General features: G+C 36.1%; 11 protein-coding genes. All 11 read right to left on the bottom strand.

What is annotated here, in order from left to right:
• Positions 1 to 31: 31 nt before the first annotated feature.
• The 11 genes from yajC to FJ213_00815 all read right to left on the bottom strand — a co-directional run bounded on the left by yajC (position 32) and on the right by FJ213_00815 (position 12784).
• Positions 32 to 268: a preprotein translocase subunit YajC gene (gene yajC, locus FJ213_00865; GenBank protein ID MBM4174716.1), complete on the bottom strand. Its 237-nt coding sequence runs from the start codon at positions 266 to 268 to the stop codon at positions 32 to 34.
• Between the two features lie 90 nt (positions 269 to 358).
• The gene (gene tgt / locus FJ213_00860) at positions 359 to 1498 is read right to left on the bottom strand and encodes a tRNA guanosine(34) transglycosylase Tgt (protein ID MBM4174715.1); all 1140 of its coding nucleotides are present in this window, start codon (positions 1496 to 1498) and stop codon (positions 359 to 361) included.
• Positions 1499 to 2725, bottom strand: a complete 1227-nt coding sequence (locus tag FJ213_00855) for an HlyC/CorC family transporter (GenBank protein MBM4174714.1) — start codon at positions 2723 to 2725, stop codon at positions 1499 to 1501.
• 2 nt (positions 2726 to 2727) lie between these two features.
• Positions 2728 to 3195 (bottom strand): hypothetical protein, encoded by a 468-nt coding sequence (locus FJ213_00850; protein MBM4174713.1) that lies wholly within the window; start codon positions 3193 to 3195, stop codon positions 2728 to 2730.
• A complete protein-coding gene (locus tag FJ213_00845; GenBank protein ID MBM4174712.1) occupies positions 3192 to 4082 on the bottom strand; it encodes a decaprenyl-phosphate phosphoribosyltransferase in 891 nt (296 codons plus the stop codon). Before FJ213_00845 ends, FJ213_00850 begins: the two co-directional genes overlap by 4 nt.
• 4 nt (positions 4083 to 4086) lie before the next feature.
• Positions 4087 to 5745, bottom strand: a complete 1659-nt coding sequence (locus FJ213_00840) for a methylmalonyl-CoA mutase (protein MBM4174711.1) — start codon at positions 5743 to 5745, stop codon at positions 4087 to 4089.
• Positions 5746 to 5754: 9 nt separating this feature from the next.
• Positions 5755 to 7572, bottom strand: coding sequence for a DNA mismatch repair endonuclease MutL (gene mutL / locus FJ213_00835; protein MBM4174710.1), 1818 nt, complete (start codon positions 7570 to 7572; stop codon positions 5755 to 5757).
• Positions 7573 to 7657: 85 nt separating this feature from the next.
• The gene (locus FJ213_00830; protein ID MBM4174709.1) at positions 7658 to 8785 is read right to left on the bottom strand and encodes a glycerate kinase; all 1128 of its coding nucleotides are present in this window, start codon (positions 8783 to 8785) and stop codon (positions 7658 to 7660) included.
• Positions 8786 to 8814: 29 nt separating this feature from the next.
• On the bottom strand, positions 8815 to 10944 hold the full coding sequence (locus tag FJ213_00825) for a zinc-binding dehydrogenase (GenBank protein ID MBM4174708.1): 2130 nt from the start codon (positions 10942 to 10944) through the stop codon (positions 8815 to 8817).
• Positions 10941 to 12284 (bottom strand): UDP-glucose/GDP-mannose dehydrogenase family protein, encoded by a 1344-nt coding sequence (locus tag FJ213_00820; protein ID MBM4174707.1) that lies wholly within the window; start codon positions 12282 to 12284, stop codon positions 10941 to 10943. Before FJ213_00820 ends, FJ213_00825 begins: the two co-directional genes overlap by 4 nt.
• Complete coding sequence (locus tag FJ213_00815) at positions 12281 to 12784, bottom strand: HIT domain-containing protein (GenBank protein MBM4174706.1); 504 nt, start codon at positions 12782 to 12784, stop codon at positions 12281 to 12283. Before FJ213_00815 ends, FJ213_00820 begins: the two co-directional genes overlap by 4 nt.
• Positions 12785 to 12786: the final 2 nt, after the last annotated feature.

The raw sequence follows: 12786 nt of genomic DNA, 5'->3' as shown, positions 1-12786 counted from the left end.
CGTTTTTATACCCCTATTATTTTTTTGAAAATCAGTCGGATAGAATAGTGGCTACAGCGCTACGCTCAAATTTCAATTTGACATTATCACTAACTTGAATGAGAACTGTTTTCTCTTCAATCCCGATAATTGTACCATGAATGCCGCTTCCGGTGATGACTTTATCTCCTTTTTTCAATTCGCCCAGCAATTTATCTCTTTCCTTTTGTCGCTTTTGTTGTGGACGGATTATCAGGAAATAAAAAATTAGAAATATTGCTGCGAACATTATCAATGTTCCAAACAAACCGGATCCTCCTCCACCATCACCAGGCGGCGGAGCGAATAATAAAAAATATTGTATCAAGTAAGTTCTCCTTTAATTATAGTTACTAATTCTTTTAGTTATTTGTTTTACTTTTTGTTTTTTCCACTCTTCGAAAGAATCATCAAGAATCATTTCACGAGCTTCTGAAATCAAATTTAAATAAAATCTTAAATTGTGGATAGTGGCAAGCTGAAGAGCTAAAATCTCCTTCGCATTAAAAAGATGCCGTAAATAAGCACGACTAAAATTCTGGCAGAGATAACAATCACAAGATCCATCAACAGGTTCTGGGTCAGTTTTGTACTGATTATTTCTGATAGATATTACACCTGAATTACTGAATAAATATGCATTCCTGCCGTTGCGAGTGGGCATGACACAATCAAACATATCAATACCGCGATAGATGGCTTCCAGTATATTTTCGGGTCTGCCAACTCCCATCAAATAACGTGGTTTATTTTTGGGCATAAAGTCAGTGGTAAAATCTGTGAAAGAGTACATTTCTTCAGTTGTTTCACCTACAGCAAGACCGCCGATTGCAAATCCATCAAAATCAATATTTGTAATTTCACGAGCCGAGATTTCCCTCAAATCCTGAAAGGTGCCGCCTTGAATTATACCAAAAGTGTACTGTTCATGGTCGTAGTACTTTGGAATTCTCTCAATCGATTCTCTTGCAGCTAAAGCCCATGTTGTTGTTAACTCGATGGATTTCTTTACATAATCGTATTGAGCTGGAAGAGAAACGCATTCATCTAAAATCATCATTATATCAGAACCGATTGCTCTTTGAATTTCTATAACTTTTTCTGGAGTAAATAAGTGAGAAGAACCATCTAAGTGCGATCGGAATTCAACTCCGTCCGATTTAATCTTTCTTAATTCGGATAGACTGTAAATTTGAAATCCGCCGCTGTCAGTCAGAATTGACTTATCCCAATTCATGAAATTATGTAATCCACCAAGTTCCTCTAACACTTCTATTCCAGGCCTCAAATAAAGATGATATGTATTCCCAAGAATTATTTGCGTCCCAATTTCTTGGAGTTCTCTTTGTTCAATCGCTTTTACGCTTCCTTGCGTTCCAACTGGCATGTAAATCGGAGTATTAATTTTTCCATGAGAAGTTTGAATTACTCCTGCACGTGCTTTCGAATTTTTCGAAGTGTGTTCAAGCCGGAAGAACAATCAACCCTCAGGTGTTTTTAATTCAATCATTCGAACTAAGTCAATCCGGTTAGGAGTTGATTTAATAATTGAGATTTTAAACTGATCAATATTAAATTCTTCCCCCTCAGCAGGAATTTTCCCCAGCTTAAGAATAATGTAACCAGCAATTGTTTCATAATTGCCTTCCGGAATTTCGATTTTCAATGTTTCGGTTACATTTTCAATTTCAGATCGGCCGCTTATTAAATAAGTATTCTCACCAACCTTTCGACAGATGTTTTCTTCAACATCGTACTCATCTTTAATTTCGCCAAGTAACTCTTCGAATAAATCTTCTGAAGTGACAATTCCTGCAGTACCGCCGTATTCATCAACTATCACGCCAATCGAGATATCTTCATCAATAAACTCGCGGAGAAGTTCAATACTCAATTTCGTCTCCGGATAAAAATTGATGGGCTTTATTATCTCCTTAATTTCCGAAAATTTTGTGAACATATCTTGCGTGAAGACAACACCGATAATGTTATCGATTGAATTTTCATAAACTGGAATTTTCGAATATCCAGATTCGATAAATATTGCATTCAATTCTTGTGGACTCGTATTAATGCTGCACGCCACAATTTCCGTCCTCGGACGCATTGCACCGTAAACTTTTTGATCACCAAGTTTGATCACTCTATTGATTATTGCGTGATCTTCTCTATCAACCGTGCCAACACTTTCTCCTTCACGTAAAAGGATTTTTATATCCTCCTTCTCAAATATTTGGGGTATTGTGCTTTTCACTTTTATTAGATTGAGTAAAAGATTTGTTACGGAGTTTAAGATTTTTATCAGAGGGAGAAGTACAACTTTAATTATTTTATAAGGATAAGAAAAATAAAGAATTGAAATATCAGCCATTTCTCGTGTTAAAGCTTTTGGGATAATCTCACCAAAAATTAATAAGATAAAAGTTGTGGCAAGCAAAGTTTCTAGTTCATTCAAATTTAGTGAAGACGTTAGATACAACCCGCTAACTGTTGCGAAAGTGATATTCGCAATGTTGTTAGCGATTAAAAGTGTTGTAAACACTTCTTGTGGATTTTTAATAATCTTTCTTGCTGCAACTGCTCCAAAGATTTCTCGTTTAGCTCTCACTTCAATTTTAATCTTATTAGCAACAACAAATGCAATCTCATTCGCAGAAAAATATGCAGAAGCCAAAAGTGAAATTACTATGATTGATAATTCTGTCATTTCTAATAAACTTTTTCTATTCGGATCCTCGGTGAAACATAATTGAACACTAAATTATTTTTATTCCGAATATCAAAAGAAATATGGAATCGTTCATTGTTAATCAAGAATTTGGATGTATGCGGATTAGCTTCACTTCTGATCTGAAATTTTTTATTCTCATTCGGTCCGAAAGTTAAATTCTGAAGTAAACTGGTATTTGGAAGATAAAGAGGCAATGACAGACTCTTTTGTTCATTCAAAATTTTGAAATTTTCTAATGCGACACCGGTTATATCGAAGTCGAATAAATTTGTCAGGTCAAGATCAAAGTCAGCATAAATTTTTGATTCATGCAATACAGTCGGCATCAAGTCCTGCCAAAGATTTTGAATTTGAAATCCAATTTTTAACGGATTTGAGGTTTCATGCTTTGTCGCTGTGCAACCAAAAAATGTGATAACACTGAAAAGAATAAAAACTTTTTTCATAGGTTTACATCAAAACTCGTTTTATAAATAATTAGAATTGCTGACAAGAGCCAGAGAAAAAGATTAATTATCATTGGCAGATCGGTGGTAACAACGGCTGTCGGATTTTCTCCGAGATTTTTTTTATGCACTAAATACAAATACCGAAAAATTCCGAACACTACAAACGGAGTAGTGAAAATTAAGGATTCAGTATTGAATGTCTCCCTTGTTCTTTCAGATACAGTATACAAAGCATAAGAAATCACAGCTCCGGATGCCACAATTGTTGCCATCTGGTCTGCAAATGCAACTGAATAATCCGAAAGAACTTTTCTCGTGTCATTCAGATTTTGTTCTTCAACAAGAGTAATTTCGCTTCTTCTTTTTGTGATTGCAAGGAATAAAGAGAGAAAAAGAGTACAGAGTATTAACCAACTCGAAACTTCGATGTTAACTACCCAAGCTCCTGCGATAATCCGCACCATAAATCCAAAAGCAATGGAAAAAATATCAAGCAGTACAACATTTTTAAATTTATAAGTATAGGCGATGTTAACACCCAAATATGAAAAGAGAGCTAAGTTGAATTTATAATTCTGATTGACTGCTGAGACTACAACAAGAAAAATTAACAAAACCGCGAGTAATAGTGCGATCGGTATTTTTATCTCACCTGATGCAATGGGGCGATATTTCTTTATGGGATGTCTGCGATCACTATCTGCATCAGCAATATCGTTCAAAATATAGACCGCACTTGACAGAAAGCAAAATGTTATAAATCCAATTAATACTTTAGCGAAGTAATCACTTTCAAAAAGATGCTGAGAGAATACGAGCGGAGCAAAAAGAAATAGATTCTTTATCCACTGCTTAACCCGTATTAATCTAATTACACTGCTCATATTACTAAAATACAACACTTTCTTCGTAAACACCGAAGACTTCTTTTAGTTCATCACACATTTCGCCAAGAGTAACATAGTTTCTGGCACAATCTAAAATATAAGGCATAAGATTTTTATCATTCTTGGCTGTATAATTCAGATTCTCGAGTTTTGCTGTAACTGTTTCATGACTTCTGTTTTGCTTTATATCTGCTAATTCCATTTTTTGTTTTTTCTCGACTTCAGGGGAGATGTAGAGAATCGGGATATCGATTTTCTCTTTTTCCTCAACAAAATCATTTATACCAACAATAATTCGCTTCTTCGCTTCAATTTCCTTTTGATATCGATATGCAGCATTGGCAATCTCTTTTTGGAAGAAACCAATTTCAATTGCGGGGATCACACCTCCTAATGAATCGATTTGCTCAAAATAGTTATTTGCTTCTTCTTCAAGTCTGTTTGTCAACGCTTCAATATAATAACTTCCTCCAAGAGGATCGATTGTATTTATAACACCTGTTTCATAAGCAATGATTTGTTGAGTTCGAAGAGCAATCTTTACAGCTTTTTCACTTGGAAGAGCCAGCGTTTCATCCATTGAGTTTGTGTGAAGCGATTGTGTACCTCCCAAGACTCCGGCTAATGCTTCATACGCAGTGCGAATGATATTATTTTCAGGTTGCTGAGCAGTTAAGGAACAGCCAGCAGTTTGGGTATGAAATCTAAGCCACCATGAGCGTGGATTTTTAGCACCGTACTTTTCTTTCATCCTCCTAGCATAAATTCTTCTCGCAGCACGATATTTTGCAATTTCCTCAAAAAAATCAAGATGTGCATTGAAGAAATACGACAGACGTGGTGCAAAATTATCAACGTCCATTCCTCTTTCCATGCAGGCTTCAATGTATGCAAATCCGTCTGCAAGGGTGAAAGCAAGTTCCTGGGCAGCTGTCGAACCAGCTTCACGAATATGATAGCCGCTGATAGACACCGGATTCCACTGCGGAACTTCTTTTGCACAGAATTCAATCATATCAACGATTATCCTCATCGAAGGATTAGGAGGAAAGATATATTCTTTTTGTGCGATGTATTCTTTTAAAATATCATTTTGAAGTGTACCGCGTAATTTTGAAAATTTCACTCCTTGTTTTTCAGCAACGGCCAGATAAAATGCGAATATCATTGCTGCAGGAGAATTAATCGTCATTGAAGTCGAAACTTCTCCCAATGGAATTTGATTAAACAACTTTTCCATATCCTTTAGTGAAGAAATTGCGACGCCGCAAATACCGACTTCACCCTGAGCTAATTCAGCATCTGCGTCCCAACCCATAAGAGTTGGTAAATCAAACGCAACTGAGAGTCCAGTTTGACCGTGAGCTAATAAATATTTGAACCTATTGTTCGTATCTTCTGGTGAACCGAAGCCAGCAAATTGACGCATCGTCCAAAGCTTACCGCGGTACATATTTTTGTGGATGCCGCGAGTGTAGGGATATTCACCTGGTAAATTTAGATCCTTTTCATAATCCATGTGCCGAATATCTTCAGGTGAATAGAGCAATTCATTTTTATTTCCGCTGATAGAATCAAAAGTTATATCAATCGTCTTCATTTTTTCAGCTTCATCTTTCCATTTCATCTTTTGCTGATTATGCTTTTCATTATTTTTCATGTTAATCCTCTATTTAACTGTTCTTCCGAATCTTCGGTCAAGTTCGTCAATCGACAATTTAATAAAAACAGGTCTTCCATGCGGGCAGACGTAGGGAACTTTTGTCAGAAATAGATTATCAATTAAAGACAGCATTTCCTTTTCTGATAATATTTCCCCTGCTTTAATTGCGCTTTTGCATGCAAATGATTTTGCTATTTTGTCTTTCTCGTTGGTAAGTCCAGCACGTTCATACTCGCGATATAATTCAAGTATCTCGAGCAAAATTTCTTTCTCCTTTCCGCTTTTAATATCATGAGGAATTCCCTGAATGATTATCGCGGATTTGCCGAATTCTTTAATTTCAAATCCAATTCTTTGGAGAAGGTCTTTCAGTTCAGTGACTAGTTCAAAATCCGGCCGAGCCAATTCTATAGTCTGCGGAAATAACAATTGCTGCGAGAATGGAAGATTGCTTTCAATACTTTCAAGTGCTTTCTCGTACAATACTCGTTCATGAGCAACATGCTGATCAATCAACATTAATCCGTTTTTGATTGGAGTTAAAATGTATTTATTGTGCAGCTGCCAAACCACTCTCGAAGGAAGTTTTGCCTCTTCAAATTTAGATTCGTCGTCAATAGAGAAGGCAGTTATCAATGTATTTGTCTCATCAATTATATCTACCTTGGATTTTGATCTAGAAGAAAATCCAACATCGTGTTCTTGTGTTTTTTTGTAATTCTCTTTAAAGGAATAAATTTCTTTCGCTATGAAACTGTTTTTATCCAATGAAGGTTTTGTAAATCGAGTTTTCTCACTCAATGAGTTATCTATTGAGAATTCGAGATTAGGTGAAATATCTTTAGAAGTTAATGCTTCTTTTACTGCTACAAGGATCGAACTGTAAATTAATTGTTCATTATCGAATTTAACTTCTAGTTTGGATGGATGTACATTAACGTCAATTTTTTTTGGATCAAGTTTTAAGAAAAGAATAAAGAAAGGAAATTCACCTTTCTCTAAAATATTTTCATACCCTCTATAAACCGCATGTGCAATTGAACGGTTTGAAATATACCTCTCGTTTAAAAAAATAAACTGCTCACCCTTGTTTCGCTTTGCAAAATGCGGAGCTCCAATATAACCGCTGACTTCAATCGTATCTGAAGTAAAACTAACAGGCAGTATTGAATCCAATTGAGATTCACCAAAATAAAATTGTATCCGTTTCTCAAGTGATGAGGGCTGCATATCATAAACGAGTTTTTCGTCATCAATAAAACTAAACCTCTTCTCACAGAAACTTAGTGAAATCCGTTGGAAAGTGTCATGAATATGTTTGAACTCTGTAGCATTCGTTTTCAGAAAATTTCTTCTTGCCGGCACACTGAAAAAAAGATTTTTTACACTTATGGATGTTCCCCGCTCGCAGTTAACGATGGACTCTTCGATTAATTCCCCTCCTTCGAATATGAGCTGAGTCCCTAACTCTTGGGTTTCTGTTCTTGTTTTCATTTCGATCCGTGATACAGCTGCGATTGAATAAAGAGCTTCACCTCTAAAACCAAGTGTCAGAATATTATCGAGGTCTGAAAGTTCTTTTATCTTACTCGTTGAATGTCTATAGAAAGCAAGCTTTGCATCCTCTTTTGACATTCCAACGCCATTGTCGATGACCTGAATTAAAGACTTGCCAGCATCTTTAATAATCAATGTGATATTGTCTGCTCCAGAATCAATCGAGTTTTCAATGAGTTCTTTCACTACAGACTCAGGCCGCTGAACCACTTCTCCAGCAGCAATCTTCGAAGCAATATTTTCTGGCAATACTAAAATTTTATTCATGAAATCTCAGGAAATCAATTAAATATATTCATATATGGCATATTTTACAAACAACTCTTTGCTCTGCTCATTTATTAGAGGTGAATTACTTGATAGTTTTATTTATTTCCATTGCAGCTAATTTCAATCCTAACGTAGCATTTCTGATCGATTCATTCTCATTTTTGAAATAATCTTGGATTGAAACTACTTTATAAATATTTCGCATGCGCATCGGAGTCAACGATTTTCTGTCAACTGAACCGCAAATCAATATAAGTTTTGCATTTATCTTTTTACTCAATTTGAAAATTTCGCCAACACCCTTTCCGTTGAATGATTGTGAATCGATTTTTCCTTCACCTGTGATAATGTACTCATATCTTTTTTTCTCAAGTATCTTAATTTCGAAAAACTCATTCCAAGAAATCACGTGTGCATTAAGAAACACATTCAAACCTGCAGCTAATCCTCCGCCAGCGCCATACATTTTCTTCCGTGTTAAATTTTCTCCATAATACCTTTTTGCAATCTTCCCAAAGTTTATCATCCCCATTTCCAGGGTTTGAATATCCTTCCTTCTTGCACCTTTTTGTTTTGCATAAATTTTAGTGGAACCATTAGCTCCGGTCAGCGGATTTTGTACATCAGCAACGGCAAAAATATTTAGGTTACCATACTTATATTTCATGTTTTCGAAATTCGGAATTTTCTCAAGTGAACGTAAATTTCTTCCACCAAGCTTTAGCGGTTTCCCATTTTTATTCTGCAGTTTATATCCGAGCGCCTGAGCCATCCCGCATCCAGCATCATTTGTTGAGGTACCGCCAATTCCAATGATCACACTCTTACCTCTTAGAGTCCTATCGTGAATTACTTTGCGAAGTAATTCACCAAATCCATAGGAACTTGTTTTAAGCGGATTGCGATTCTTTTTGGAAATTAGCTTCAATCCAAGAGCATTTGCAGACTCAATGTAAACATTTTTATCATCGTAGATTATCTCAACTTTGATTTTTTTATTCAAAAGTGGAGACGAAATAAAATAATATTTAGAATTACATTTTTTTTGGAATTGGATTACTTGTAAGAATCCATCACCACCATCCGAAAGAGGAGACAAATCAATCCTTTTTGAAGTAAGATTTTTTGCAATGATTTTGTTTATACCAACCGAGTTGAGTGACTCTTTAAACGAATTGATACAAAGCAAAATGTCGGAACTACCAGCCATTACACTTCTTCTAACTAAGCGAACTTCGATTAAATGATGATCTCAACTAGTTTATTCGATCGCATTGATTCGATTATTGCAAAAGTTGTCTTTGTAGTATAGTAAATTGATTCAGGAGAAATTGGTGATGGTTCACCATTCTTAATTGCAGAGATAAAACTGTGAACCTCTTCTTTGTGCCCTTTGCCTGAATAATTTTTCGTGTATTTCTTACCAGCCTGATAGAAATCAACTTTCTCGAAATTATACATGATTGCCGATTTCTGTCCAGATGATACTTCGAGATACTCTTTACTAACGGAGTTGTCCCCATTAGCCTGATAAATGATTGTTCCAATCGAACCATCTCTGAACTTGATAACACAAGACATTGTATCTTCCTCTTTCTCATTTCCAAGATTCAATGAAATAGAAAATGCGAAAACACTTGCAGGAAGTGAACTACTAATAAAGCTCAATGTATCAATGAAGTGACAAACCTCGCCTATAATCCTTCCCCCCTGGTCAGGCCTTTGAGCCCAATGTGTTAATGGAATTTTACCAGCGTTTACTCGATACAATAAATTAAATGGAGAAGATTTAAAATAGTTTTTTATATCGACGATGCACGGCGCAAAACGTCGATTAAAACCAACCAAAAGAATTTTTTTTCCAGAATCCAATCCCATAATTTCACTAAGCTGTGCCTCATTTAGAGCTAATGGCTTCTCGACAAAGACGTTTTTCCCTCTCTTAAGTGCTTGAAAGACAAATTCAGCGTGTGAATCGTGTCGAGTTACCACGAAAACAGTATCTATTTCCTGATTGTCTAATATTTCTTTGGGATCAGTAGTGAAATTATTAAAGCCAAATTTTTGGGCAACATTTTTTGCTTGAACACCTTCCACTGTGCATACATTGTGAAGTGTTACATCCATTTTTTTCAAGTGGGGAAGTAAGCTTGCAGTTGCAAAATTTCCAGCTCCTATAAATCCAATTGTGATTATGTCGGATTTTTGAAGTGAAGTCCCATGAGGAAATGATCTTTTTTCTTCTCTGAAATTTTGATCGTATTCGAATAATATTCCGCGGTACATCTCTTTTTTCTTGCCAAGAATTAAATCGTATGCAGCTTGGAAATCTTCAATTTTGAACTTGTGCGTCAAAAGAGGCTTGATGTTGATTCTGTTTGATGTAATCAAATCAAGAAAAGCCTGCATGTTTCTGTTTTCAGTCCAGCGAACGTAACCGAAGGGATAATCTGTCCCTTCTTCTTCGTATGATACATCGTATCTTCCAGGTCCATAGGATCGAGACATAATTATTTCTAATTCTTTCATGTAGTATGGACCACGCGGCATATCAACTTTAACAGCTCCAACAATTACAACTTTTCCACGTTCTCGACAAATCTCCCCTGCTAGTTCGATTGGTTCGTTACTTTCAGTCCCAGCTGTTAGGATAACTTTATCAACTCCATATCCATTAGTGAGAGCGAGTATTTCTTCTTTTGAGCTTTTTGAACTTTTAAGGACGAAGTCTGTCCCAAAATCCTCCGCAAATTTTAATGCGTCCTGGGAGATATCTAATCCAATAACTTTACATCCATTTGCCTGCAGTAACTGAACTGTCAATAAACCGAGTAATCCTAATCCAACGACTGCAATAGTTTCGCCAAGAGTAACATCTGCCTGCCTTACGCCTTGCAATGCAATTGCACCGAGTGTAGTAAATGCAGCCTCTTCAATTAAAACATTGTCTGGAATTTTTACACAAAGATTTTCCGGTATAAAAACTTTTTCAGAATGATTAGCGAAGCCTGCACCCGCACATGCAACTCTATCTCCTGGCTTAAATTTTTCACTGTTTGATTCAAGAACTACACCTGCACTGCTGTAACCTAAAGCTCTAAAATCATTGAGCGATCCCATGACACGTTCTGCTGTTTGAAGGATTCCATCACGTTTGACAATTTGTAAAACTGCCTGAACCATATCTGGATTTTTATATGCCTTTACGAATAAATTATCTTTGCCTTTTTCTACTGAGGTTCTCTCAGTTCCGGCACTAATAAGTGAAAAATAGTTTTGAACTAACACACCCTTTTTCATCAATGCAGGGGATGGCAGATCAGCAACGAGCATCTCTCCATCTTTTATTCTTTGAAGGAGTTGTTTCATGATTCTAAGATTTCTTTAGTTACATTTTCCCTTCCAATGGAATAATAGATAAATCCATATCTTTTCGCCTTTTCGCGATCGTAAACATTTCTTCCATCGAAAATCACGAACTCTTTCATCATTTTTTTCATCTCAGCAAAATCAGGATTTCGAAATTCATTCCACTCAGTTGCTATAATAAGTGCATCAGCATCTTTAACTGCATCTAAACTATCGTTTACAAAATCGATTTTGTCATTATAAATGCTTCTTGTATTCTCCATTGCTTCAGGATCGTATGCCGTAATTTTGCCTTTCTCTTGAAGAATCAGATCGATTAACTTGAATGCAGGTGCTTCACGCACATCGTCTGTATCAGGTTTGAAAGCTAAGCCCCAAAGTGCGAACTTCTTACCCGAAATCTTTCCGCTAAAATGTTTGTTGACTTTTTGAAATAAAATTTCTTTTTGAGCTTCATTGGTCTTTACAATAGCATCAAGAATATTTGATTTAACTTTAGCTTCATTAAATGAATTCTGAAATGCTTTCACATCTTTTGGGAAACAAGATCCGCCATAACCGATTCCGGGAAATAAAAATCTTTTTCCTATCCGATTATCACTTCCAATTGCAAGGCGGACAAAATCCACATTTGCACCAACCTTTTCGCAGTAATTTGCAACTTCATTCATGAAAGATATTTTTGCAGCCAAGAAAGTATTTGCTGCATATTTTGTAACTTCAGCACTTTTCTCATCCATGAAATAAATAGCATTCCCTGAACGAACAAACGGTTCGTAGAGATTTTTCATAATCTCCTCGGCATCTTTCGAAGAAGTTCCAATAACTATTCTTTCAGGTTTTAAGAAGTCTTCTACAGCGACACCTTCTCTCAAAAATTCTGGATTTGAAACAACATCGAAAGGATACTCCCCATGTGATGTGATTTTTGCAAAGACTTTTTCTGCAGTTCCAACGGGTACAGTACTTTTATTTACAATAACTTTGTATTTTTTCTCCTTATAAGTCTGAAATATCTTTCCAATCTCATCGGCAACTTCGAGAACATAGCGCAAATCTGCTGCACCATCTTCCCCTTGAGGTGTCGGTAGACAGAAAAAAATGACACTGCTTTTTTCAACAGCGTATTTCAAGTTGTCTGTGAACTCGAGGCGATTTTTCTCCATATTGTTTTGCATGATAGCTTTTAATCCACGTTCATGGATCACAGGCTCACCTTGCCTCAACCTGCTGAGCTTGTCAAGATTATTATCAACGCAAATCACGTGATTACCTGTCTCAGCTAAACAGACTCCAGAGACTAATCCAACATAGCCAGTTCCAATAACAGCGATATTCATTTTTTAAAACCTTCGAAAAACGAAATCAATTTAGTTTTTGTTTTAAGAATTTCTTCTGAAATTAATTTCACATCGTTCAGCACGGGCATAAAATTCGTATCTCCATTCCATCTTGGTACAACATGAAAATGGAGGTGATCTTCGATCCCGGCACCGGCAGCCTTACCAAGATTCATTCCAATATTGTGCCCTTGAGAATTTAGTGCTCCATCAAGTGCTTGAACAGATACCTCAAGCAGATAAAATATTTCTGTCTTCTCGGCATCGTTAAGTTCATTTAATTTTGCGACATGACGGTATGGAAGAATTAATAGATGTCCGTTATTATATGGATATCTATTCATGATAATAAATACGGTTTTTCCCTTATAGACTACCAAAGAATTTACATCAACTGGATTTTCATTAACGGCATTACAGAAGACACAAGTTTTGTCACCGTTTTCTTTATGAAACGATTCGATGTATTCAGACCGCCAAGGTGAGAAAAGCCTTTCCATAG

The sequence above is a fragment of the Ignavibacteria bacterium genome, assembly GCA_016873845.1.
GTDB lineage: Bacteria > Bacteroidota > Ignavibacteria > Ch128b > Ch128b > JAHJVF01.
This window is presented reverse-complemented; position numbering and strand designations above follow the sequence as displayed.